Source organism: Parasediminibacterium paludis (genome assembly GCF_042651445.1).
In the GTDB taxonomy this organism is placed as follows: domain Bacteria; phylum Bacteroidota; class Bacteroidia; order Chitinophagales; family Chitinophagaceae; genus Parasediminibacterium; species Parasediminibacterium paludis.
In genome coordinates this window covers 75,617-100,144 of sequence record NZ_JBHSDC010000003.1, presented here as the reverse complement: position 1 = coordinate 100,144, position 24,528 = coordinate 75,617, and the positions used below count along the sequence as shown (strand labels likewise).

20 protein-coding genes are annotated in these 24,528 nt (G+C 37.5%); 8 read left to right on the top strand and 12 right to left on the bottom strand.

All coding sequences use genetic code 11. From position 1 onward, the window contains the following. Positions 1 to 11: 11 nt before the first annotated feature. The 4 genes from ACFOW1_RS04155 to ACFOW1_RS04140 all read right to left on the bottom strand — a co-directional run bounded on the left by ACFOW1_RS04155 (position 12) and on the right by ACFOW1_RS04140 (position 12,167). Positions 12 to 1,529, bottom strand: coding sequence for a redoxin domain-containing protein (locus ACFOW1_RS04155; protein WP_379012456.1), 1,518 nt, complete (start codon positions 1,527 to 1,529; stop codon positions 12 to 14). Positions 1,530 to 1,721: 192 nt separating this feature from the next. Next, positions 1,722 to 2,441 carry a 2-phosphosulfolactate phosphatase gene (locus ACFOW1_RS04150; protein WP_379012455.1) on the bottom strand — a complete coding sequence of 240 codons (720 nt, stop codon included), beginning with the start codon at positions 2,439 to 2,441 and terminating at the stop codon, positions 1,722 to 1,724. 125 nt (positions 2,442 to 2,566) lie between these two features. Further along, positions 2,567 to 3,601 carry a PorP/SprF family type IX secretion system membrane protein gene (locus ACFOW1_RS04145; RefSeq protein WP_379012454.1) on the bottom strand — a complete coding sequence of 345 codons (1,035 nt, stop codon included), beginning with the start codon at positions 3,599 to 3,601 and terminating at the stop codon, positions 2,567 to 2,569. A gap of 43 nt (positions 3,602 to 3,644) precedes the next feature. Next, the gene (locus ACFOW1_RS04140) at positions 3,645 to 12,167 is read right to left on the bottom strand and encodes a PKD domain-containing protein (protein WP_379012453.1); all 8,523 of its coding nucleotides are present in this window, start codon (positions 12,165 to 12,167) and stop codon (positions 3,645 to 3,647) included. A gap of 366 nt (positions 12,168 to 12,533) precedes the next feature. Here ACFOW1_RS04140 and ACFOW1_RS04135 point away from each other — a divergent pair, with 366 nt between their 5' ends. The 3 genes from ACFOW1_RS04135 (at position 12,534) to ACFOW1_RS04125 (ending at position 14,367) form a co-directional block, all read left to right on the top strand. Beyond that, complete coding sequence (locus tag ACFOW1_RS04135; protein ID WP_379012452.1) at positions 12,534 to 13,277, top strand: ParA family protein; 744 nt, start codon at positions 12,534 to 12,536, stop codon at positions 13,275 to 13,277. A gap of 112 nt (positions 13,278 to 13,389) precedes the next feature. Further along, on the top strand, positions 13,390 to 14,121 hold the full coding sequence (locus tag ACFOW1_RS04130; RefSeq protein ID WP_379012451.1) for an esterase family protein: 732 nt from the start codon (positions 13,390 to 13,392) through the stop codon (positions 14,119 to 14,121). A 3-nt stretch (positions 14,122 to 14,124) separates the two neighbouring features. After that, entirely contained in the window at positions 14,125 to 14,367 is a 243-nt protein-coding gene (locus tag ACFOW1_RS04125) for a 4a-hydroxytetrahydrobiopterin dehydratase (RefSeq protein ID WP_379012450.1), read from the top strand. Between the two features lie 5 nt (positions 14,368 to 14,372). On the opposite strand, the gene ACFOW1_RS04120 is transcribed toward ACFOW1_RS04125, so the two are convergent. The 5 genes from ACFOW1_RS04120 to ACFOW1_RS04100 all read right to left on the bottom strand — a co-directional run bounded on the left by ACFOW1_RS04120 (position 14,373) and on the right by ACFOW1_RS04100 (position 16,774). Beyond that, a complete protein-coding gene (locus ACFOW1_RS04120; protein ID WP_379012449.1) occupies positions 14,373 to 14,726 on the bottom strand; it encodes a DUF1731 domain-containing protein in 354 nt (117 codons plus the stop codon). Positions 14,727 to 14,764: 38 nt separating this feature from the next. Next, positions 14,765 to 15,286, bottom strand: a complete 522-nt coding sequence (locus tag ACFOW1_RS04115) for a hypothetical protein (RefSeq protein ID WP_379012448.1) — start codon at positions 15,284 to 15,286, stop codon at positions 14,765 to 14,767. Between the two features lie 60 nt (positions 15,287 to 15,346). Next, complete coding sequence (locus ACFOW1_RS04110; protein WP_379012447.1) at positions 15,347 to 15,670, bottom strand: hypothetical protein; 324 nt, start codon at positions 15,668 to 15,670, stop codon at positions 15,347 to 15,349. A 288-nt stretch (positions 15,671 to 15,958) separates the two neighbouring features. Next, positions 15,959 to 16,141, bottom strand: a complete 183-nt coding sequence (locus ACFOW1_RS04105) for a hypothetical protein (protein WP_379012446.1) — start codon at positions 16,139 to 16,141, stop codon at positions 15,959 to 15,961. Between the two features lie 123 nt (positions 16,142 to 16,264). Continuing rightward, positions 16,265 to 16,774, bottom strand: coding sequence for a GbsR/MarR family transcriptional regulator (locus tag ACFOW1_RS04100; RefSeq protein ID WP_379012445.1), 510 nt, complete (start codon positions 16,772 to 16,774; stop codon positions 16,265 to 16,267). A gap of 145 nt (positions 16,775 to 16,919) precedes the next feature. Here ACFOW1_RS04100 and ACFOW1_RS04095 point away from each other — a divergent pair, with 145 nt between their 5' ends. Then, the gene (locus ACFOW1_RS04095; RefSeq protein ID WP_379012444.1) at positions 16,920 to 19,337 is read left to right on the top strand and encodes a zinc-dependent metalloprotease; all 2,418 of its coding nucleotides are present in this window, start codon (positions 16,920 to 16,922) and stop codon (positions 19,335 to 19,337) included. A 75-nt stretch (positions 19,338 to 19,412) separates the two neighbouring features. On the opposite strand, the gene ACFOW1_RS04090 is transcribed toward ACFOW1_RS04095, so the two are convergent. After that, on the bottom strand, positions 19,413 to 19,673 hold the full coding sequence (locus ACFOW1_RS04090; protein WP_379012443.1) for a hypothetical protein: 261 nt from the start codon (positions 19,671 to 19,673) through the stop codon (positions 19,413 to 19,415). Positions 19,674 to 19,916: 243 nt separating this feature from the next. Between ACFOW1_RS04090 and ACFOW1_RS04085 the strand changes: the two genes are divergently transcribed. The 3 genes from ACFOW1_RS04085 to ACFOW1_RS04075 all read left to right on the top strand — a co-directional run bounded on the left by ACFOW1_RS04085 (position 19,917) and on the right by ACFOW1_RS04075 (position 21,565). After that, positions 19,917 to 21,092 carry a thiolase family protein gene (locus ACFOW1_RS04085; RefSeq protein WP_379012442.1) on the top strand — a complete coding sequence of 392 codons (1,176 nt, stop codon included), beginning with the start codon at positions 19,917 to 19,919 and terminating at the stop codon, positions 21,090 to 21,092. A gap of 72 nt (positions 21,093 to 21,164) precedes the next feature. Further along, on the top strand, positions 21,165 to 21,356 hold the full coding sequence (locus ACFOW1_RS04080; protein ID WP_379012441.1) for a type II toxin-antitoxin system HicA family toxin: 192 nt from the start codon (positions 21,165 to 21,167) through the stop codon (positions 21,354 to 21,356). Further along, complete coding sequence (locus tag ACFOW1_RS04075) at positions 21,356 to 21,565, top strand: type II toxin-antitoxin system HicB family antitoxin (protein ID WP_379012440.1); 210 nt, start codon at positions 21,356 to 21,358, stop codon at positions 21,563 to 21,565. The genes ACFOW1_RS04080 and ACFOW1_RS04075 overlap by 1 nt, the downstream gene beginning before the upstream one ends. A gap of 88 nt (positions 21,566 to 21,653) precedes the next feature. Here the strand turns inward: ACFOW1_RS04075 and ACFOW1_RS04070 are convergent, their stop codons facing one another. Next, positions 21,654 to 22,391: a DUF6261 family protein gene (locus ACFOW1_RS04070; protein ID WP_379012439.1), complete on the bottom strand. Its 738-nt coding sequence runs from the start codon at positions 22,389 to 22,391 to the stop codon at positions 21,654 to 21,656. 476 nt (positions 22,392 to 22,867) lie between these two features. Between ACFOW1_RS04070 and ACFOW1_RS04065 the strand changes: the two genes are divergently transcribed. Then, entirely contained in the window at positions 22,868 to 23,323 is a 456-nt protein-coding gene (locus tag ACFOW1_RS04065) for a hypothetical protein (RefSeq protein WP_379012438.1), read from the top strand. Between the two features lie 135 nt (positions 23,324 to 23,458). Here ACFOW1_RS04065 and ACFOW1_RS04060 read toward each other — a convergent pair whose 3' ends face one another. Then, positions 23,459 to 24,433: a deoxyhypusine synthase family protein gene (locus ACFOW1_RS04060; RefSeq protein WP_379012437.1), complete on the bottom strand. Its 975-nt coding sequence runs from the start codon at positions 24,431 to 24,433 to the stop codon at positions 23,459 to 23,461. Between the last annotated feature and the right edge of the window lie 95 nt (positions 24,434 to 24,528).

The window sequence follows — 24,528 nt, the reverse complement described above, 5'->3', positions numbered from 1 at the left end:
GTAGTCGCAGCTTATTTGTTCTTTAGTTTAGCAGCGATGACATCATCAAACTGTTCTAAACTTAATTGCTTGGCAATAATCCGTTTCTTTTCGTCTAGCAGATAAAAAGTAGGCGTTTTATACATATCATATAATTGTCTATAATTCGGTTGGTTAGCCGCTTGTTCAGCATCTCTAGCTGCCTTGGTTTGGTATACTTCCGTCCAATCTTGGCTGATTTTTTTCTCAGCTAAAAACTGTTTAAACTCTACTATTTTAGGCTCATTCACATTAACACTGTACACTTTTACACCCAAGGCTTTCCATTTGGCTTTGTATATACTGTCCACTCGCGGAATTTCTTCTTTGCAGTGGCCACAAGTTGGATCCCAAAATGCAACGAACGTAAACTTAGCATCAATCCCATACAAAGGCACCGTTTTACCCAATGTATCTGTTAAATCTAATATAGGTGCTTGGCCACCAATTTGATTAGCCATCAAGCTGTAAGCCCTTTCGATGATGGTTTTGCGGCTTGCAGGATTTAAATATGTGGTATCGCCTTTAGCATAAAAATCTTCAAATATTTTCAAGAACACTTTATCCTGCCCCATAAATTCGGGGTTAATATATTTATTGGTAAACTTGGTAAGTAGGTAAGGATACATTTCTTTACCAGTTCTTGCCAGCAACAACATGTATTTGACTTCGGGATATACACTATCAGGTTCAGGCGACACATAGTTTTTAAAATAGTTATCTATTTTAGGTTCAAAAAAAGGTGTACGCAGCAACCTATCATCGTTAAAATTCACGTCGTCCCAAAAATGTTCCTTCACATATCTAAATGGATAAGTAGAATCTGGCTTACCATTGACCACTGGAATTGGTGGCGCTTCGGGTTGCTTCAAAGCGTTAAATAAGGTAGCCAACAATGAGTTAGGATTTTGCTTGATAACATTGTTTTGATAAGCCTGCACATCTTTACTAATGGCAGTCATTTCATTCACTATTTTTAATGAATCCGCTTTGGTTTTGGCGTTGCTATAGGCCATTTTTAAATCGTTGGTAGCTTTACCTTTTACCAATGAAAATTCAGAATATTTTTTGAACAAATCGTTTTCAAAAGAACCTGTAATAACAGCATCTTCTTTTTTTAATGTATCAGCTACAATGCTAAACTGTTGTTTGCTATCCATTAAAATATCGAATAAGATGGCGTACTGTGGCGATACAATAAAATAAATACCTGGCGTTAATTTGTTTTTGCCTTTAAAAACACCGTAGCTTTTTTCGTTTAAATAAGCAGAGTCTGACAAGGTTTTATTTTTACCAAAATAACAGCCTAAGTACACCCAAGTATTTTTATATGGTGTTAATGTAATGCTGATATTTCTACCACCAACAGCAGAATTAGCTTTGGTATCTTGTGTTTTGGAAGCATTGCTACTGCTACCTGATACAGGTTTTGTTGGTATTACTTTTTTTACCTGCGCAACGGTACATAAGGTTGAAAGAACGAATATACTAATGGCTAAAAACTTGTTCATACGCTTTAAAATATTGTAGGCGTAAATATAACCAACCGATTGATTACAATAGCAATCATTGCGATGAATAAAAGAATATTAACAAGCTTTATATTTTGCTAATTGCATTGGTTATGCAGAGAACCTGCTTTTACAAATAATTATGTTATAACTAGCTTTTCGAAATCTGTATCTGCAGCTACGAGCACCACACTATCCTGCTATTAAATCGCCATTTTTAAACAATGGCAATACATTGGCAACATCTTCAGTCACGCAGTACTCTAAATCTTTTTCTAGGCCAAATTTTTCTAATCGGTGCCAGTGGGTTAATTGTCTAATGAAGGCCAATCGATCATCTTTGTGCTTGTTGTACATTTCTTCTGCCATCAAGCTACTATCGCAGTGAATGGTAAAATGGTTTTTCACACGGCTTATGACCGCCCCTGCAAACATGGTATCTTCTAGGTTAAATTTATCCTTCCAGCCACTGCAACCCAATACTACTGGCTTGCCTTGCGCCACCAAATAATCACATACAGCACTAAGATTAGGAAAAGAACCGGTTATCACTTCTGCTGCACCCGCTTGTAATGCCATGTGCAGCAGTTTGGTACCATTAGTAGTGGTTAATACCAAGGTTTTACCTTCAATAAAATTTCGTGGATATTCAGCAGGCGAATTGCCATAAGCCAAGCCTTCAATTACTTTACCATCACGCTCGCCAGCCGTGATACCGCCAGTTACCTTACCTATTTGAATACATTTATCTACCGCATCCACGGGTATGACACGTGCCGCTCCATTGTACAAAGCCGTAGCAATGGTACTTGTAGCCCTAAACACATCAATAATAACTACAATACTATTGCTGCAATCGTAGATATCCAATAAACGAGGAGATAATACTGTATGTAAAACGGGCTTGCTCATAGTTGTTTCTAATTATATAAATCAGGGACGAAAATACAGGAAAAATTAACCCGCCAAGTCTTTGAGACTTGGCGGGTTAATAAAAGACCATTGCCATCATAAATACTTGTTATCAACACAACTTTTTAAAATCCGCTTACACAGCGTACTTTATCGCCAGCATTACTACGATTTCTAAACTTGGCGCGGTAGGTAGCCGTAAACTCAAAACCACCTTGCGATTGAGAAGCTGTTTTTAATTGCGATACGTTGGCATCGTAACTAACACCAACCGTAAATTGATGTATGTCTAATTTAATAACGGGTATCAATGCATCGCTCCATCTGTAAAATAAGCCGCCGTATAAAGTAACGTTCTCATACGAATCGTAGCCAATACCTTGCACTAAATCAGTACCATACATTAAGCCACCCAAAAATTGTTGGTTTCCTGCTTGCGAAAAATAATCACCATAAAATACCACTTTACTATAATCATTAGTTGGTACAGATAAACCTGCATTTAAAGCAATTTTTCTGTTAAGCGCACTGGTAGCGTTGTTGGTATAGAAGCCTACCAATGGTTTATTAATATGAAACATGCCAGCACCTAAATAATATTTATTACCATTTCCAAAGCTGCTGCTGTAGGAGATACCTGCGCTAAAATCCCAATAGGTAAACCCAGTGGTGCCGAATATCGCGTTGGTAGGTAAATTAGGATTGTATACACCCCCTTGAAACTGGTCATCTACTTTTAATTGTGTTGGATCGAACTGCGAGCGTACGGGGCCAGCCATAAAAGCTACCGATAAATAATTATCGTTATCGCCACTTAGCGATTTATGAAAATTGACCACAGGCAATAGTTGAGTACGCTTCAGTTTAATATCACCAGCAGCGTCTTGTGTTATTTGCACACCAGCCGTAATCCAGTCGTTGTGCTTACCAAAAGGAAATTTTACTTCGGTACTAAAAGCAATTGTTTGAAAAGGTACGGTAATACTTTGCCATTGGTTTCTAAATGAACCTACCAAGCGTACATCCCCCTCAAAAACGCCCGCGAGTGCAGGATTGCGTAAGAGTGCATTCTCATAAAATTGAGAGAAGGTCAAATCTTGGCCAATCGCAAAACTTACTATTAGCGTTAGTGCTAAGCTATATATTAAACGTTTCAACATTATTATTAAGTTTTCAATCTACAAAAACACAAAATTGTTTTTACTATCTAATTACTGCCACATTGCCTTTGTATACAAAAGGTGTATCGTTTTCACACACTACCTCGCAGGTATAAATATATACATCGGTATCGGCGGGTTTGCCTTGTATTAAACCATCCCAGCCATAGTTTCTATCATTCGGTACAAAATTGGCACGCTCAAATACCACTTGCCCCCAACGGTTAAAAATTCTAAAGCTTTTCACCAATTTAATACCTGAACCACGTACCATTAAAATATCATTTTTACCACTACCAGTACCAGGCATAAAAGCGTTTGGTATAAACACTTGCGAGCTTTCGCAGAATACTTTTATACAAACTGTATCTGTGGTAGAGCAGTGATAAATATTAGTTGCATTAACAACATAGCATATATCGTTTTTAGCCGTAGCCGTAGGGGTTGGGCAAGTACTGCAATCTAAATTGGTAGCAGGTGTCCATAACCAACTAGCAATAGGACCGTTGATAACAGAAGGTGTAAACGTATAAGTAGAACCCGCAGCTAAGACTTGGTTTTGACCAAGATTTACAACAGGATAGTCACCCACACCAATTACTACCGACGCTGTGGAAGTAAAGCAATTATATTGGTCTTTACCAGTAACTTGATAGGTAGTGGTAACCAAGGGACTAGCCACAGGATTTTGAATAGTTGCATCACTTAAACCAGTTGCAGGTGTCCATGCATATGAGAACGCACCAGAAGCGCCCAACTTAGTAGACTGACCCACACAAATACTATCACTTGGCGTTACTGTAATAGTGAATGGTTGAATAACCGTAACCAATACAGTATCAGTAGAAGTACAACCAAAACTATTGGTAGAACTTGCAACATAAGCAGTAGTAACTAATGGGAAAGCAGATGGATTGGTACAGGTAGTACAACTTAAATTGGTAGCTGGCAACCATGTAACATTATTGCTACCAGTAGCTAATAATTGTGTGGAGGCACCTTTACAAATAGTTACACCAGGAGAAACTGATAAACTAGGACTTGGGTTAACAGTAATAGTATTATAAGCAGTGTCGAAACAGCCATTGATTGTGCCAGTTATAAATGCAGTGGTATAGGTGTTTGGTAACGTATACACATAAGACGTTGTACTACCAGTGGCAGAAGCCCCTGTTGCAAATTTCCACAGCTTTAGTACCACACTGTCTTGAGATGTAATGTTAGCAGTATAATTTACTTGCTGATTGGTACAACTAATAACATCGGCAATAATTGAGGCCTTTGGCTTGTTATTAATATTAATGGGCAATTGTAATGCCGACGTATCGCTGCAACCACTTTTACCTACAACAATTAACTGTATATTATACGTATTACCAGCAGTATAAATATGCTGTGTATTTTGAGTAGTACCTACAGGTGTTCCATCGCCATAATTCCATTGCCAAGTTTGTACGCCATAGAACGAACGCGTAGAATCGGTAAAACCAACCGTAGTGTTACCGCAAGTTTTTTGTTGTATAGTTGTAAAGCCTGCAGTTATTTTATCAATTTTAATAGTATCTACACCTTGCAAATTAACATAACATGACGTGCCAGATAATAATTGCACAGAAGGCAAATAATTACCAGATTGTGTATAAGTATGATTTACAATAGGGTTTGTGGTAGTTAAACTGGTGCCATCACCAAAATTGAAACGTAACGAATCTGCATTTAAGGCATTCACCTGAAACTGTACCGACTTCTTCGCACAGATTAATCCTTTATCATAAATCCATGTACCTGTAGGGCCATTTACTACAATATTTTTTGTGGTTTCGTAGGTACATCCCCCAGCATTTACAGCCGTCATTTTCGCCACGAATGTATTACTAGTGGTGTAAATATGTTGAACCAAATCACCCGTATCTTTAATGCCATCGCCATAATCCCATGTGGTTAACATGGATGGCACACTAAGATTGGTAAATACCACTTTAAATGGTACACAAGTACTTACACTATCGCTCACTTTAAACGAACCGTTCAATTTAGCCACTACATTAATCGTTGTTGCCGCACTGTCACTACAAGCAATAGCAGGGTATTGCCTAACAGCAATTAATTGGGTATGATAAGTACCTACAGAATTATAAACATAAGTAGGGTTGGTAAGCGATGATGAATTACCATTACCGAAGCGCCAAGTATAACCAGTTGCGGTATCGGTTTGGTTCACAAAACGAATACTATCACCTAGACAAGCCGTTAGTGGGCTAGCTGTAAATTTCACAATAGGTTTGGCAAAAGCTTTAATTTGTTCGTAATCAGTAGTATCGCTGCAACCATTAGTAGCAGTTAATTTGGTAATAAATGTACCAGCCGATGTATACACATGGGTAACCGTATCAATATTTTTAGTAGTGGTTAAAACATTACCATCACCAAAATCCCAGTTGAACGATGTAGCGCCACTTGTATTATTAATAAAATGCACTGTGCTTGGCAAACAAGCCGAAACATCGGTAGCATTAACTGCAAAATCTAATTTAATCGTATTTGGCGATACAATAATATTATAGGTAAGTGTATCGCTACCACACTCGTTTGTGGCGATTAGTTTTACGTTAAACGTATCTTGTATACCAGTACTATATGTGTGTTGTATAGCATTGCTACTAGTTGTAGTAACAGGTGCCGAACCATCACCAAAGTTCCATACAAATGTCATATTATTACCACGAGAGGTATTATTGAAAGTAATTGGCAATGGCGAGCAGCCCACGCTCTTATTTGGTGTAAACAACGCCTGTGGTTTGGATTTCACACGGATCGCTTTGGTGGATGTTACCGTTTTACAAGCACTTAATGCAGATAAAGTAACATTGTAAATCGTATCGTAATACGTAGGATTAGTTGGGAAAACTATACCCGATGGGCTAGCCACTGTAGCGGTTGTGCCAGTGCCAAAATTCCAATTATAGGTGAATAAATTTCCATAAGTGGTCGTATTGGTAAATGATACGCTTAATGGCCCACACCCTACACTGTCACTTACAGTAAAACTTGGTACTGGAGAAGGCGATGTAAAGAATTTATGTTCTATGCTATCATTGTTACAACCGTATAAGCTGATGGCTTTTAATTTAATCACTACCGAGTCAAAACCGTTGGTAATTGAATAAGCTGGCATACTTGTGCCAGTGCCAATTAAGGTATTATTCGCATACCATTGGTAGCTACCGTTAGCGGGGTTTGTAATATTCTGAACAGTAGCAGCAATATCAAACACGGCACATGATACATCTTTGGTATATGTATACTGTGCTTTTGCAAGTGGGTTCACTGTAATCGTTACCACATTACTAGTATCTGCTTGAGGACCCGTACATAAGCTACTGGTTACTATTCTTCTATATGTAACATTTGCAGTAGGTGTGGGTGGTAAGTAATCTTTAGCAGTAGCGGACGCAATAGACAACCAAGTGGCACCACCGTCCGTACTATTTTCCCATTGGTAAGCATATGTATTATTGCCACCTGTGGGCAAAGAACCTACCAATGTAGGTGCAGCAGTACCCAAACAAATTGCTGAATCTTTAGATACTGTGTTATTAAAGATAGATGGCTGCACTGTAATTAGTACAGCATTACTTGGTGCTGTACAAGTACTTGAAGCCACTACCCGTCGTACATATACCGTAACACTTGGGTTGAAAGTGATATTATTAAGCGTAGCGCCAGTAATATCTGTCCAGTTACTGTTATCAGGGCTTTGCTGCCATTGATAGTTATAAGTACCATTGCCACCAAGCGGTGTTTGACCTATAATAGTTACTGATTGTTTGGCACAAATAGATGGAGGTGTGTTGGTAATTGTATTAGTTAATGCACCATTTACTACAATATTTACAGAATCTGCTGTTCCTACACAATTACCATTCGTATTGGTTGCAAATACTTTATAATAACCACCATTAACAGGCAAAGCGTTGTTAATAGTTGGGTTTTGCATAGCACTTGTAAACGCATTTGGGCCAGACCATGTGTACATAAGACTACCCGTTGAAGTACTAGTAGCAGTAAGATTAATTGAGCCATTTTCACATACTGGACTATTGCCACCAACAGTAGGTTTTGCAGGGGTTTCATTAATCATTACAGAAACAGTAGCCGGTGAGGATATACAACTATTAATGGTAGCGGTAACAGTGTAAGTGCCAGCAGCAGCTAAAGTCGCATTGGTAATAGATGGATTACTAACAGTACTTGTAAAAGCGTTAGGGCCTGTCCATGCATAGGTTACGCCTGCTGTGGTGCTATTTGCTGTTAGATTTAGTGTTGTACCACTACAAATTGGATTAACAGGTGCAATCGTTGGCGTTGCTGGTGCACTTGGGTCGGATAAAGTATAGGCAATCACGTTAGTAGTAGGACAACCATTTAAAGTGGCAGTCACATTAGTGTAGGTACCAGCTACTAATGCTGCTATAACCACATCACCACTAGCATTTGATGTAATAACAATTGGTGTGATGGCAACTCCATTAAAATTATAATTGATAGTATAATTAGTATTAGGCAATAATCCATTTAAGGTGATACTACCAGTAGCCGTACCACAACTTGTAGGGTTAGACTTTGTACTGCCAGAAATAACGGGCGTTGGTGTTACAACTACCGAAGTACTACCAAAGCCACTACAAGCACCAATAGTAGCCACCACGTTATAAGTACCATTTAGAAGTGTACTTGCATTGCCAAAACTTGGATTTTGCAAGGCACTAGAAAAACCATTAGGACCCGACCATGCATAGCTAACACCAGCTACACTACTACTCGCTGTGAGATGTAGGGTATTACCAGAACAAGGATTATCGCTTGTAACTGTTAAAACTGGTGACTGACTAATGGCAACAGGAACGCTACCAGTATCGGATACACAACTATTTAAAATAGCGACTACCTTATAAGTACCAATATTTGCGGCAGTAGTATTTGGAATACTAGGCGATGCTTGGGTACTTGTAAAGCCATTAGGACCAATCCAACTAAATGTAGCGCCAGCATCGCTTGATGCGCCTAGTGTTAAGGTAGCACCTGTACAAATAGGGCTGTTAGATGTAGCAGTTGGTTTTGTAGGTACATTGGGATCGGTTAATGTAAATGGCCCCACAACATTAGACGTACAACCATTTAAAGTAACACTAATAGCGCTATAGGTACCAGCAGCCAAGCTGGGTATTGTAAGCACACCAGAAGCGTTTGATGAAATTAAAAAGCTGCTAGCAATCCCATTTTTCGTGTATGCAACATCATAATAAGTATTAGCTGTAGAAAGATTTAAAACAATAGTACCTGTGCTACTACCACAATTTGTTGGATTAGTAGAAGTGGCCGAACTAATATTTGGTGTTGGCTTAATGGATACTATTGTACTAGCACTTGCATTACAAGTGGCAGTAGCAGCAGTAACTGTATAAGTACCATTTAAAGCACTTGTGGCATTGGCAATAGATGGGTTTTGAGTCGTATTTGCAGTTGGGAAACCAATACCAGTCCAACTATACGATACCCCATTTACGCTGCTTGTTGCTGTGAAATTTAAAGCAGTCCCGCTACAAGGATTATTATTAGTTGCTGATACTATTGGTGTTTCGTTGATAACAACATTTACTGTGGTACTTGCAGACGTACAACCATTTAATACGGCTACAACAGAATAAGTACCTGCATTTGCCAAAGTGGTGTTTGGAATATTTTGTGTTGGACCTGTTTGTGAAAATGCGTTAGGACCTGACCAACTATACGATACACCTGCTGTTGTACTGTTGGCAGATAGTGTTATTGTTGCACCACTGCAAATTGGTGAATTTGAATTAATAACAGGCGTTGCAGGTGCGGATGGATCTGACAAGCTGATAGGATTTAAGGTATTAGATGGGCAATTATTTCTTGTAACGGTAATATTGGTATAAGCCCCGGCTGATAAACCTGTGATTACATAGCTACCAGAAACACTTGCAATAATTGGAAGTGGTGCAATAGCCACACCATTTTTACTATAGTTAAGTGTATAAGCCGTATTTGCCACTAATCCTTTTAAAGTGATCGCACCATCTGAACCTTGACAGGTAGAAGGATTTTTTGTAGACAAAGTATCAATAACTGTGGCAGGGTTTACAGTTACTGATATAGCCAGCTTAGCACCTTCGCAATTAGACAATGTATTAACTTGACTAACATAATAAGTAGTAGTACCCACTGTAGTTGTATTAGGTGTAGGTGCACTAGGCAATAAGGTATTGGTTGCATCATACCACTTTAATGTATTACCTGTGGATGGGGTTGCTGTTAAAGCATTTGGTGTTGAATTTTGGCAAAGCGCTATAGCAGTTGTAGCGGTTGGTAATGGTGGCGTTGTGTTAACTGTAATGGTAAATGAACTTGCACTACCAGTACACCCATTTAAGGTTGGGGTAGCAGTAATTGTAGCAATTTGCTGACTAGCTTGGTTAACAGTTGTAAAACTACCGATATTACCACTACCGCTTGCTGCTAAACCAACAGATGCATTGCTATTCGTCCAAGCGAAACTAGCACCACCAGGCGAACTCGTAAAGTTTATCGGTACAGTAGCCATGCCACCACAAACAACTTGGTTTGCTGGTGCAGTAAATGTTGGTATCGGCTTAAAAGTAATTTGTTGGGTAACGGTTGTAGATGTTCCACAATTAGTAATATATGTCAAACCAACAGTATACGTAGCAAAATCGTTGAACGTAATTTGCGGATAAGCCGATGTTGCATTTGTACCATTAGCGTACGAATACGTTCCGCCCGTTACAGACCAATTATAAACAGTAGCATTTCCAAATTGGCTGTCATAATTGGGTTTATGATTGGCATCGGCACCAAAATCAATCGTTTTTACACCACAATAAGATTGAGCAGGTGGTAAAGTAGCTAAAGGTGTACCGCCACCCGTTACAATGGTTTGTCTGTTTACAACGGTACTACAGGAGTTACTTACAGACAATTGTAAAATATATTTCCCTGATTTTAGGATGGTAATTACTGGCTGAAAGGCAGATGGATCAGATATGGTATAATAGCTTGTATTCACAGTATTGTTGCCCAAAGAATCTAAGATAGACCAACTAAAAGTCATCGGTCTACATGGATTACTATTAGTGGTATTTACAGGCGTAAAACTTGTAGGAACACAAGCTGCAGGATTCATACTAAAGTTGGGTACGGGCACAGGTTCAATACAAATAGTTCTAGTAGTATCTGAAACAGCACAACTTAAATTATCGACTAATAATCTAACAGTATGCGTACCTACACTTGAGAAACTTTGCGATAAATTTGGCGGTGTTGATTCGGGTGTTGCGGATGAATATACAACTGACCCATCTACAAACCAAGTATAATAAGCCGATGAATTACAAGTATTAGAGCCAAAAGACTTTGATTGGCCAGGATCACTATTGTTACTAAAATTAATAGCTGTGTTTATACATCCATAAGATGGGCTGCTGAACTTAGCTTTAGCACTTGAATATACAAACACCTGCGTATTTACACCCCCAACATCACTACACTGGTTTACTTGGGTACTGCCTGCTGGAAAATAAGGGTATATTTTTTGTGGCGTTACACTGTATGGATTTCCTGTAGAACAAGAACTTTTGGTATATAAATGAGAAATAACGCCATTAGCATTCACCAAATCGCATTGCTTATAATAACTTGTGGTACCATCATTCCAAAATACTTGATACCGCATACCAGGGAAATTATCACCAATACCACCGCTAGCTGCGCTCGTAATTGGTATTTGAAAACTAACAGAGTCTGGAAAACAAGGCTTTTGCTGTCCATTATTAGCAATACCTAAAATATTAGGTGTATTAATAAGAAAATAACTTTTGGTACTAAGTATACCAGCAGAATCTGCCTTTACAGTAAGTGTATAATAAGTTTGTTGTAATGGAATGCTTAAAACATTGGCAGACAGAGTTGGATTAGAAGACACACCATTACTCCCATTTTTTAGTTGAAAACTAACACTTGCACCCGCGGAAGACAAATTGGCTAAATCTAATACAGTACCAGGTGGCTGTGTACTACACCAACCGAAATATAATTGGTCGCTCAGTATTCTTAAGGGTACTTGAGGATTAACTTTTGATACCAAAGCACCCGAGGTTGTAGCAATAGAAAAAGCGGGAGAAATAGCAGAAATTATGGGAGATGTAGAGGTGATTTTTAGTTTATAGCCGTTGCCCGCAGGTGTTCCTGCTGGAATTAAACCATTGACGTAGGTAGTAAAAAAACCAGTAAAACTGCCGATTAAAGTATTACCAGCAAAACTGCCTGTTTGATCAGAAAGATATAGATTGAACACATTTGTGTCATCAAAACAAGAAGTTGAAGACAGCGTAATTGGCAAACTAATAGTTGAGCCAGTGCCATATGGTTTAGAAACGTCAAACTCGGTCGTATTAATCGTAATTGTCTGCCCTTTGCCTATAAAATAGACACTCAGAAAGCATAGTATAAAACAAATTCTTTTCATCCCTTTTATTGCTGTTGATTATTGTTGTAAATAGACGGCATTTTATTTAATTACGCTGTCGCTGTGTTAAACTTAATCTAACGATAAGGTAATAAGGACTTCAAATGAAAAAATACCAGCATTCGTTTTTAAACCAATCTCATTATAATGATGCATGTGTTGTTGTCAAAAGACTCAAAAAGCCTTTAGGTGTAAATTAAAGCAATTTGCCCGTTAAGTAGCTAGCTTAGCAACAATAAATATTTAATTAAGCATACTACTACAAAATACATGGTAATTAGAAAGCACCGCTGAGAGTCTACACTACAAACAGCCTAGAAAACTTACATTTTTTCTGCTTCCATCATTTTTTTATACATTTATTGCATGGTAACATTAGCACTATACAATCTCAAGGGCGGTGTTGGCAAAACCACTGCCTCTATTAACTTGGCTTATTTATCTGCCCAAGAAGGTTATAGAACCCTTATTTGGGATTTAGATCCCCAAGGTAGTTCATCGTTTTTTCTAGGCGTAGAAGCTTCTGTAAAAAATGAATCAAAGAAATTGCTGACTAACGAGCTATCCTTGTTAGATGCCTTACAAACAACAGCTTTTGACAATTTAAGTATTATCCCAGCAGATTTATCAGCAAGACAAGCCGACATTTTATTAAACGAGTTGAAACAGTCGAAGAAGAAACTTGCTGCGATGATTGCACCGTTAAAAAAACAATTCGATATCATCATACTAGATTGTCCGCCAGGTATTTCGCTATTACACGACAATATTTTTAATGCAGCAGATTGGGTAATTATGCCAAATATTCCTACCACATTATCTATTCGCTCGTTTACTACAGTGGCCAATTATTTTGAAGAACATGATTTTGATAGTGAGAAATTAAGGTGCTTTTTTAGTATGGTAGACCATCGTAAAAACTTGCATCACGAAGTAATGAATGCGTTTTACAAAGACAAGATTTTCTTTAAAAATTATATTCCATACCTCAGCGATATAGAAAAAATGGGCGTAAATGAAGCACCACTTGAAACCTTCGCAGCGAATAGCTTTGCGGCACAATGTTTTAAAGATTTATGGAATGAAATTAAACACCAAAGTTTTGAGTAATAAAGTATGATGACAGGAATTAAGGCTAATTACACGAATTATTTTTTTAGCGTACCCAATCTAAGTAATCTACAAAATCAAAAAATCATACAAAATCCCCGTTCAGACGAATATGCAAAAAATCATTACTTCTTGGCATAGCCCTTCTTTAAATAAAAACATGCCAATTGCCACTTATGGTCACTATGGTTTTGCATTGTTATTAATACCAACTGCTGCTGCTGATTATTTAGAATACGAGCGCTTTCAACTGATAGATGCATTGGCACCAATGATTAATGCCGGCAAGCTAAAAGTATTTAGCATAGATAGCATTAATAGAGAAAGCTGGATGAACACCCAAATGCGGCCTGAACACAAAGCCATTAGGCATAACCAGTTTAATCACTATGTATTTAACGAGGTCATCCCTTATATTAGAACGCATACCAGCCAACATACGATGGTTTATACCGTTGGTGCATCTTTTGGCGCATTGCATGCCATGAACTTATTTTTAAAACGTCCAGACATCATCAATGGTGTCATCAGCATGAGTGGTGTGTATGATTTAACCGAATACACCAAAGGCTTCTGGGATGAGCAAGTGTACTACAATAGTCCATACCATTATATACCAAAACTTACTGATGAGTGGTATTTAAACAAAATAAAAGCGAGTAATCATATACATATTTACACTGGATCTGGTAATCACGAAGACCCCGCTTCTAACCGGAAATTTTCACAAGTTTTATGGGATAAAGGTATTTGGCACGATTTATCGGTATGGGGCAATGATATACATCACGACTGGCCTACTTGGCGTAAAATGTTGCCGATGATTATTGACCAAAAATTCTAAAACATGACTACCATTGACTGGCAGAAAACTAATAATACGCTGTACAAAAAATTTGAATTTACGAATTTTTCACAGGCTTTTGCCTTTATGACAAGGGTAGCCATTGAAGCTGAAAAATTAAACCATCACCCATTGTGGACAAACGTATACAACAAAGTTGAAATTTGGCTAAGCACGCACGATGCTGGCGATACCGTGACAGAATTGGATTATCAATTAGCCTTAGCTATTGATGGATTGGTATAATTACCTTACAGAAGCGTATAGCATTTTTTTGGTGTATCTTTTACTATTGTTTCAACCGCTTGCTCTAAATATGGGTATTTAAATTGATAACCATGACTTAATAATTTAGAGGGCAACACCCATCTACTTTTTAGTATTAATTCTGTTTCTGTGCCAATAATGGCTGCCCCAATTTTCAATAGCCATGTAAATGCTGGCAAGCCAATATTGGTATTTGTTTGTTGCCTAAGTACTTTCATGAAAGTGTTATTAGTCACAGGATGAGGACTACTCACATTTACGACACCAGTAATATCTTCATTCGCTTCTATAAAATCAATGATTCTACAAACATCATCTACATGAACCCAGCTATACATTTGTTTACCACTACCCTGCTTACCACCTAAACCAAATTTTAGTAAGTTAAAATAGGGTACATTACGCCAGCGTTACCCAATGTAATCGCAGTTCTCAAAGCAACTTTTCTTGTGAATGGTGTTTCTAGCTCGAAGAAAGTTGCTTCCCATTTTTTACAAACCTGTACGCTAAAATCATTTTCAATTTCTCCATCAAACTCATCTTGAGGTTTATCCATTGCATGGCGGTAAATAGTTGCAGAAGCTGCATTTATCCATAAACTAGGCGGTCGCTTACTTTGTTGAATTGCTTGCCCAATAGCTTTAGTAGGCAAGGTTCTACTATCAAATATGGCTTGCTTATTAGCTTTCGTATATCTACAGTTAACAGATTTGCCACATAAATTAATCACCAAATCACTACCATTTATTACCTTACCCCACTCACCTAAATTCTTACCATCCCAAACCACAGTAGTAAAGCTTTTCATAACTGATGTATTATTGTAAGCATTATTTGCTTCAACAATATTTCTTGATAAAACAATAATGTCATTGTCTTTACCAAAATAAGCAATCAATGCTTGACCAATAAAACCTGTACCGCCTGCAATTATAATTTTCTAATTTTTCATGATGCATTATTTTAACTGTGCTAATGGTCTTTTACTCCAATCAATTACAGAACGTAAATAGATAATTCTTCTATTGATTTCTTTTATCAAAAAAGCTAGTAAACCTAGTAAATACAACACTTTTACAAAAGTTGGTAGCGCTAGTATTTGCCCTGCAAGAAATAGCGGTAGCGTTAATAGTAAACTTAATAAACTTACCATAGCCATTTGCCCCCAATAATGATAAGCCATAGCATTATGCAACAACATTGGTAATACAAAAGCTGCTAACCATAAAACACCCAAACCATAATACATTTGCTGCAATGCAATACTCGTAATGCTTTCCACATGAAAAAAGGAGTACAAGGGTTTAATGCAAACGATACTAAATAACATAACTAACAGCAAAAAAAATAAAGCAATACTTTACATTGAAATCGGGTGTGCAATCGTATTTACTATTGGTTTTAGGTACTGCTACAATTACCTTCCTATTGTAGGAAATTAACTTGTATAAGCGCAGCAAAAACCATTTTATAGGTTTCAGATTAGCTATCCTTTTAACGAAAGGAAATTTTACACTCATCACTTCTAACATCGCATCTAAACCATACCACGTTTGGTTAGTTTCGGTGTCTAATAATGGTATTTCATTTTTACTTTATGCGTATCTAGTTTGCACATAATACTATCAGATACTTGGCTAAAAGCCTTTCTACCATTGGCTTCTAGTAAACCCATTTTTACAAACGCACTTGTGTAAGCATTACATAGTGGACAATTATCATCGTACACCATTACTTTAGCATGATTTTTCATGTTTTCAGTTTTTGTTGTTAATTAAATTATTTTAGTTACAGAATTTTCAGAAAATATTGAAAGTTTATTGTGAAATAAAAGCTGATGTTAGTCAGCTTGATTTCTTCTTTCAGGAAACGCCTTTTAGCCTTTAAACAATTTCATAAAACTGCCCCAAAACCAATTTTCTTCAGCTTTGATAATGGTATCAAGCGTTTTATCTGCCTGACCAGCAAATTTTTGAATGTCTTTCACCATACTTGTAAAAGCCATAATATCGGCATCTTTCGGGTCGCCTTCAACGTCGCTTATTTGGTTCAATACTTTAAGCATGGGATCGAGTTCTCGCTTTTTACGCTGATACATGATATGTGTCACCACTTTCCAAATGTCTTTTTCTGCGGCAAAATATTCTTTTCTATCACCAGCTACTATGCTTTTATCTATCAATTTCCAATCCATCAATTCACGAATATTCATATTGGCATTACCTCTGCTAATACTGAGGCTAGCCATAATATCGTCGGTACTTAAAGGCTTTGCAGCTACTAACAATAATGCATGTACTTGCGCCATTGTTCTATTAATACCCCATTGACCCGCCAAAATGCCCCAACTTTGAATAAACTGTAATTTGGCTTCTTCTAAATTCATAGGGCAAATATAAAAACATTATTTCTGAATTTTCAATAATTAATGAAAATTATTTTTTAAGCCATTTACCATTTTTTACTACGAATTTTCAGTTTTTAAAAATATCTTACCGCATCACTTACAATTTCACCAAAACTAATTTTCTATGCGTGTATGTTATGCTCTATTGTTGTGTTGCACTATGCTGTTTTGCAACGCCCAAGCCACTTCTAAAATAGCCGATAAAACCAAAAACTACAAAAAGATGGAAGGCTTTTTCACCTTTTGGTGGGATGCCACAAATGGTAAAATTTGGCTACAAGTAGACAAATTTGATAAAGAATTTTTATATGTTAATTCATTGCCTGCTGGTCTTGGCAGCAACGATATAGGTCTTGACCGTGGACAAATTGGCGGGGAAAGAATTGTGTATTTTAATAAAGTGGGTAAAAAAGTATTACTCGTACAACCAAACTATGCTTACCGTGCTACAAGTAGCGATGCGAATGAGAAAAAAGCAGTTCGCGAAAGCTTTGCACAATCCATTTTAGCAAGTTTTGCAGTGGATGAAGATGAAGGCGACAAAGTATTGGTAGATGCAACTAGCTTCTTTTTACGAGATGCCCATGGCGTAGCTGATAGAATAAAAAGCATGCGACAAGGTACCTATGTTTTTAACGAAAGTCGCTCTGCTATTTATCTACAAAATACCAAAAATTTTCCTTTAAATAGTGAGTTTGAAGCGACGATTACTTTTACTGGTGGCAGCGATGCTGGCAGATTTGTAACAACCGTTACACCTTCGGCTGAAGCGATTACGGTGCGTATGCACCACTCGTTTGTGCAACTGCCCGATAGTAATTTCACGCCTCGCAGATACGATATACGCAGCGGCTATTTTGGCATTTCTTATTTCGATTATAGTTCGCCTTTTACCGACCCAATTGAGCAACTATTCATAGCGAGGCATCGCCTCCAAAAGAAAGACCCCACTGCTGCAAAAAGTGAACCAGTAAAACCCATTATCTATTATTTAGATAATGGTACGCCAGAACCTATTCGTTCTGCATTAATGGATGGTGCCAAATGGTGGAACCAAGCTTATGAAGCAGCGGGTTATATCAATGCGTTTCAAGTGCGCGTTTTACCTGATAGTGCAGACCCGATGGATATTCGTTACAATATGGTCAATTGGGTACATCGTAGTACCAGAGGTTGGAGCTATGGCGCTTCTATTACCGACCCAAGAACTGGTGAAATTATTAAAGGTCAAGTGACACTTGGTTCGTTGCGTGTTCGTCAAGATTATCTGATATTCACTGGCTTATTATCACCCTACGAAACTGGCAAGCCTGTGCCTGAAACCATGAAATTAGCTGCCTTAAAGCGTTTACGTCAGTTGGCTGCACACGAAATAGGCCACACATTAGGTTTACAACACAATTATGCGTCTAGCTTTAATAACCGTGCTTCTGTAATGGATTATCCCCACCCAAATATTACACTCAATGCAAAAGGTGATATTGATTTCTCACAAGTGTATACCAATGAAATTGGCGAATGGGATAAACGAGCGATTACTTATGGTTATGCAGATTTTGCACCTGGCACCAATGTAGATGATGCCTTAAGAAAAATACTGGAAGAAAATACAAAAAATGGTTTGCTATTTATTGCCGATGCTGATGCTAGAGCCGCAGGTGGTTTGCATCCTTATGCCCATTTGTGGGATAATGGAAAAGATGCGACAGAAGAACTAAAAAATGTATTGGCTGTACGTAAAAAAGCATTGGAAAACTTCAGTGAAAAAGCCATTAAAGACAATACACCAATGACGCGTTTAGAAGACGCATTAGTGCCCGTGTACAATTATCATCGCTACCAAATTGAAGCAGTAACCAAATTAATTGGTGGCATGAATTATAGCTACAGCGTACGTGGTGATCAATTGCAACAACAACCTGAACCTTTGGCAAATACCATTCAGAAAAAAGCATTGACAGATGCAGTAGCTTGTTTGTCGCCTGACATACTCACCTTACCTGAAAGTATTTTAAAATTATTGCCGCCTAGGCCGCCGTTGTATTATAATGTGGGCGAATTATTTGCTAAAAGAACGGGCCTAAGTTTTGACGCATTGGCTGCCGCAGAGGCATTGGCAGATTACGAATTGGCCTTTTTATTCAATATCGAAAGGGCTAACCGTTTGGTACAGATGAAAGGCAGATTTAATACCATTGGCTTTGATGATGTCGTCAATACTATTACAGAAGCGGCGTTTAAAACCGACGGCTTACAAGGTTTAAAAAAACAAGTACAATTACAAACGCAGCAGCAAGTGGTTACTTGGTTATTGGCTTTAAGTATTAATGACAATGCCAATTATTTGGTAAAATCTATTTGTCATAAAAAGCTACAAGAAATAAAGGCAGACTGCCTTGCAAAAGCTAAAACAAATCTAGACTTAAAAGCTTATTACGGTTATATAGCAGAACGCATTACTAACCCTAAAGATATTATTATTCCACCTGCAAAAGAGATAGCACCAGGTGCACCCATTGGTTGCGATTGGGAAGCTTATTAAAACACAAGAATGGCATATATACCCTGTGATACTAAAGCATCACAGGGTATTTTTATTAGGTTGGAATAACGATTATTATTCTACTTCAAATGTGTCGTCTTCCTCTTCTTCAAACAAGTCTTCATATTCTGCGGCTTGTTCTTCAGTAAGTTCGTCTACAATTTCAAAGAATACATCATCTTTTCTTTTCCAATAAGTCATGTTTTCATCATCGTGTTGAAGAATTAACACACAATTATCTGTTTCCATTAAAGGCTGTACTAAAGAAATTAAGTCGCCTTCTTCTTCTTGTATCAAATAGAAGGTATTCAATTGTAAATCTGAATAGTGTGCCATAATTTAATTTTACATGAAGATGCGTTAAATTAAATTACCATGAGGCATTTATATCATTACATTTCTGTTACTAATACTAGCTACAAAAAGCTAAAAGCAAACAGAAGTCCGCTGTGTGCCATGTAATAAACTGATAATAGCAATTTAACATTGGTAATACAAAAAGTCTAACAAAATCTTCATAAGCAAAAATTAGTTGCATAAACAACTTTATTGTATTTTCACATTCTAAAATTGGTTGCCATGCAAGAAGCATACATTATTGCAGGATTTAGAACTGCTGTTGGAAAAAGCAAAAAAGGTGGATTGCGATTTTTTCGCCCTGACGACCTAGCTGTAGAAGTGATTAAAGGCTTGATGGCTAGCGTACCTGAACTAGATTATAAACGTGTAGACGATGTGATAGTTGGTAATGCGGTACCAGAAGCCGAACAAGGCCTGCAGTTTGGGCGCATTATTGCTGCCAAAGCAATGGGTATAGAAGTACCTGGTATTACCATTAATAGATACTGCGCTAGTGGTCTTGAAAGCATTGCGATGGCTACCGCCAAAATAAGAACTGGCATGGCAGATTGTATTATTGCTGGTGGCACAGAAAGTATGAGCCTAGTGCCTACAGCGGGCTGGAAAACAGTACCATCGTACGCCATTGCAAAAGACGAACCTGACTATTACTTAAGCATGGGCTTAACGGCAGAGGCAGTGGCAAAAGAGTTTAACGTAAGTCGTGAAGACCAAGATGTATTTGCTGAAAATTCACATGCAAAAGCCAAAGTAGCGATAGAAAATGGGTATTTTAAAGAGGGTATTTTGCCCATAACTGTAGAGCAAACCTATGTAAACGAGAAAGGCAAACGTGCCGTAAAAAGTTATGTAGTAGATACCGACGAAGGCTTGCGTGCAGACACCACAGTGGAAGGTTTGGCGAAACTAAAACCTGCATTTGCCGTAGGCGGTAGCGTTACGGCTGGCAATAGTAGCCAAACAAGTGATGGCGCGGCTTTTGTAATAGTTATGGGTGAAAAAATGATGACCGAATTGGGCCTAAAACCAATAGGTAGACTAGTAAACTGTGCCAGTGCGGGTGTTCACCCACGCATCATGGGTATAGGCCCTGTAGCTGCTATACCTAAAGTGCTAAAGCAAGCCAATATGAACTTGGCTGATATTGATTTGATAGAATTAAACGAGGCTTTTGCTTCGCAAAGTATTGCTGTGATAAGAGAACTTGGCCTAAACCAAGACATTGTGAATATTAATGGCGGCGCTATTGCCTTAGGTCATCCGTTAGGTTGTACTGGTGCTAAACTAACGGTGCAAATACTAAACGACATGAAACGCCTCAACAAAAAATATGGTTTGGTTACGGCGTGCGTAGGTGGTGGGCAAGGTATTGCTGGGATTATTGAGAACCTATAATCACTAATTAATGATGATGGGTTTGATGAGCTGTAATTAAATAAATTGTATTACTTTAGTCGAAAACAATGCATGAAATGCAAGGACGTGATAAAGCTGATTGAGGCAGATGGATGGTTTGTAGTAAGGCAAAAAGGTAGTCACAAGCAATATAAACATCCGATAAAACAAGGACTAGTTACAATTGCTTGTCATAAAGAGAGTGACGATATTGCACCTGGCACATTAAACAGTATTTTAAAACAAGCTCAACTAAGAAAGTAATGACATACTTAGTATTATACGAAAAAACAGAAACTGGCTATAGTGCTTATGTACCTGATTTGGAAGGTTGTATTGCAAGTGGTAGTACTAAAGAAGAAGTGACGCAACTTATAAAAGAAGCAATTACGTTTCATATAGAAGGTATGCAAGAAGAAGGTTTGATAATACCAGAACCTGCAACTGAAAGCGCATTACTGGAAGTAGCCTAATTAAGAAATTAGAACCATTCACATTAATAAACAATATAGCCGATGCAAGATGCATCGGCTATATTGTTTATTACTCAGCTTAAAACACTTATCCTTTAGGTGCTGCAGTAGAAGCATTACCACCGCTACTTTCTCTTGCAGTTACTTTATTATTGTGCTGCGCTATTAACGCATTTATTTCATTTACTAATGGTGTGTATTTACCCGTAGTATCTATATTATTTCTGCTATCTATTTGCACCATCAATGCTTCGTACACTTTTGTTACCTGTGGTTTTAGTTCACTAGCACTCTCTTTAGGTTTTAAAGCGTACTTTTTGTTGCGCTCTAAAAACTTAGCGTTAAATTTTTGGTTAGCAGCTTTTAATTCGCCTACCCAACTAGTAATGCCTAAGGTTTCACATGCAGCTACCAAAATAGGGTCGGTTTCAAAGTCGGTTACCATTTTGTCTAATATGGTAGTTTCTGTCGTATCGCTTTGTACTTGAATATCTTTACCATATTTGGCTATACATGCTAATATCGCTTTGGCGGCTTGCCTTTTTGCTTCATCAAAATGCATGGCAAAACCATTGGCTACTGTTTTAATACCCATAAAAGCCACATCACGCCTTACATCTTGGGTTTCAATTTCTTTGCTTTCTGGGCTATCTTTTTGGTAGGCATAGGCTGCATCTATTTGTAAATGTTTTGCTTGTAATGCTTCAGTAAAGGTTTTTATTTCTGATGCTACAATGGCATTGCCTGTAATAATAACTAGGATGTTTTTAATAAAGTTGATAAAGTCGCCAAGTAGGTAGCGAGACGTGGTTGCTTTTGTAATCATAATTGGTATTTTTTTGAAATACTAAAATACAACCCAAAGTCATATAACAAAACATTTGTGCTATATTTTTTTGTTATACAAAATCGTATTTACTGGTTAAATCCGATTTTTGCGAAGTGAAAAAGCACCAGCAACTGATTAATTATGCTTTTTTTACTATACAAAAGCCAATATACTGGTTAAAACCACTTTCGCGAAGTGAAAAAAGCACCTCTAACCGGTTAATTGTACTTATTTTACTATACAGAAGGCTATTTATTAGTTAATGGGGCTTTTGCGAAGCGAAAAAAGGGCGAAATATTGGGGCCAGCAGCAGTATTTAAATGTAAAAGAGAAGATTAGGAAACAAATACAAATGCAATAATGCTAGTTAAATAAACTGAATCGAAAAAGCTTACTTTTAATAGAAAGAAAAACAACTTATTTCTTTATGTATTTTTTGTAATTATCGCATTATAGTAATTAAACAAATTATCATGATTAAGAAACTAACAAGCTTGTTTATAATTGTAGCGATACCTTTTTTATCTAAAGCACAACAATATCACCAATATGATTCGATTGTAAAACGTGCATTACAGCGATATATAGGCTACCCAGAAGATACTTATTTATCGGGTGTCAATTTGTTGCGAGTATCTAAAAAAGATAGTTTCATCAGTCTAACTTCATTGTACGTAAGTGATGACCATTTTAAATTGCCAGTTGGTAATTATGCTACAGCTAAATATATTAACACGAAATACAGCCCATTGCTAAAGCAGCCCTTTAGCTTAATAGTACCTGTATATTTTCAAGTGATAGACGAACCTCCAGTATCAGAAGCGCTTAAAAACAAAATAAAAAAACTATTGTACAAATTGAAACAAAAAGAACCTGTTTCGGATGAGGGTATTACTGTTGTAGGTAGTTACACTGTTAGGAGAACGTAATTTTTGTAGATTTATAAATCTTGAGGTTTTTAAAAAAATTCAAGGTCTAATCAAAAAGAATAGCCGATACAAAATGCATCGGCTATTTATTTATTATCATTCAATCACTTAAATCATTACAATAAGCGGTTTCTATTACAGCCCCAAAATCCATGCAAAAATTAACGGTGCAACAATCGTTGCATCGCTTTCTACAATAAACTTAGGTGTATTTATATCTAATTTGCCCCAAGTAATTTTTTCGTTTGGTACGGCACCAGAATAGCTACCATAAGAGGTGGTAGAATCAGAAATTTGGCAGAAATAACTCCAGAAAGGAACATCATGCCACTCTAAGTCTTGGTACATCATCGGTACTACGCAAATAGGAAAATCACCTGCAATACCACCACCAATTTGGAAGAAACCAACACCTTTACCAGCACTATTGGCTCTGTACCACTCAGTTAAAAATACCATGTATTCAATCCCACTTTTTACAGTACTTGCTTTTAGCTCGCCTTTAATCACGTAGCTCGCAAAAATGTTACCTGTGGTACTATCTTCCCAACCTGGCACAACTATAGGAATATTTCTTTCAGCAGCCGCTACAATCCAGCTATTTTTTGGATCAATTTCGTAATACTGTTCTAGCTCGCCACTTAACACGGTTTTGTATAAAAACTCATGCGGAAAATAGCGTTCGCCAGCAGCTTCTGCATCTTTCCACTGCTTAACCAAATGTTTTTGTAAACGACGAAAAGCTTCTTCTTCTGGTATGCAAGTATCGGTTACACGGTTGTAGTGGTTTTCTAATAAATCCCACTCATCTTGTGGCGTTAAATCGCGGTAATTAGGTACACGCTTGTAGTGACTGTGCGCAACCAAGTTCATCACATCTTCTTCTAAATTAGCGCCTGTGCAGCTAATAATATCTACCTTACCTTGGCGAATCATTTCGGCAAAAGAAATACCCAACTCTGCCGTACTCATAGCGCCTGCAAGCGTAACCATCATTTTGCCACCTTCTAGCAAATGCGTTTCGTAGCCTTTGGCAGCATCTATTAAAGCAGCCGCATTAAAGTGGCGATAGTGATGTTCTATAAATTGAGAAACTGGTCCTTTACTCATATTGTTTGTTTTATTAAGGCGGCAAAAGTAGTTTTTTAACAGCTTATTACAGGTATTTTATGTTATGTTTTTGTAGATGGCAAAACGCATTCTAG

What these genes read in the sequence shown, in the direction of transcription:
- ACFOW1_RS04155 (WP_379012456.1), bottom strand. Translation starts at nt 1,529, where the DNA reads ATGAACAAGTTTTTAGCCATTAGTATATTCGTTCTTTCAACCTTATGT.
- ACFOW1_RS04150 (WP_379012455.1), bottom strand. Translation starts at nt 2,441, where the DNA reads ATGAGCAAGCCCGTTTTACATACAGTATTATCTCCTCGTTTATTGGAT.
- ACFOW1_RS04145 (WP_379012454.1), bottom strand. Translation starts at nt 3,601, where the DNA reads ATGTTGAAACGTTTAATATATAGCTTAGCACTAACGCTAATAGTAAGT.
- ACFOW1_RS04140 (WP_379012453.1), bottom strand. Translation starts at nt 12,167, where the DNA reads ATGAAAAGAATTTGTTTTATACTATGCTTTCTGAGTGTCTATTTTATA.
- ACFOW1_RS04135 (WP_379012452.1), top strand. Translation starts at nt 12,534, where the DNA reads ATGGTAACATTAGCACTATACAATCTCAAGGGCGGTGTTGGCAAAACC.
- ACFOW1_RS04130 (WP_379012451.1), top strand. Translation starts at nt 13,390, where the DNA reads ATGCAAAAAATCATTACTTCTTGGCATAGCCCTTCTTTAAATAAAAAC.
- ACFOW1_RS04125 (WP_379012450.1), top strand. Translation starts at nt 14,125, where the DNA reads ATGACTACCATTGACTGGCAGAAAACTAATAATACGCTGTACAAAAAA.
- ACFOW1_RS04120 (WP_379012449.1), bottom strand. Translation starts at nt 14,726, where the DNA reads ATGTATAGCTGGGTTCATGTAGATGATGTTTGTAGAATCATTGATTTT.
- ACFOW1_RS04105 (WP_379012446.1), bottom strand. Translation starts at nt 16,141, where the DNA reads ATGAAAAATCATGCTAAAGTAATGGTGTACGATGATAATTGTCCACTA.
- ACFOW1_RS04100 (WP_379012445.1), bottom strand. Translation starts at nt 16,774, where the DNA reads ATGAATTTAGAAGAAGCCAAATTACAGTTTATTCAAAGTTGGGGCATT.
- ACFOW1_RS04095 (WP_379012444.1), top strand. Translation starts at nt 16,920, where the DNA reads ATGCGTGTATGTTATGCTCTATTGTTGTGTTGCACTATGCTGTTTTGC.
- ACFOW1_RS04090 (WP_379012443.1), bottom strand. Translation starts at nt 19,673, where the DNA reads ATGGCACACTATTCAGATTTACAATTGAATACCTTCTATTTGATACAA.
- ACFOW1_RS04085 (WP_379012442.1), top strand. Translation starts at nt 19,917, where the DNA reads ATGCAAGAAGCATACATTATTGCAGGATTTAGAACTGCTGTTGGAAAA.
- ACFOW1_RS04080 (WP_379012441.1), top strand. Translation starts at nt 21,165, where the DNA reads ATGAAATGCAAGGACGTGATAAAGCTGATTGAGGCAGATGGATGGTTT.
- ACFOW1_RS04075 (WP_379012440.1), top strand. Translation starts at nt 21,356, where the DNA reads ATGACATACTTAGTATTATACGAAAAAACAGAAACTGGCTATAGTGCT.
- ACFOW1_RS04070 (WP_379012439.1), bottom strand. Translation starts at nt 22,391, where the DNA reads ATGATTACAAAAGCAACCACGTCTCGCTACCTACTTGGCGACTTTATC.
- ACFOW1_RS04065 (WP_379012438.1), top strand. Translation starts at nt 22,868, where the DNA reads ATGATTAAGAAACTAACAAGCTTGTTTATAATTGTAGCGATACCTTTT.
- ACFOW1_RS04060 (WP_379012437.1), bottom strand. Translation starts at nt 24,433, where the DNA reads ATGAGTAAAGGACCAGTTTCTCAATTTATAGAACATCACTATCGCCAC.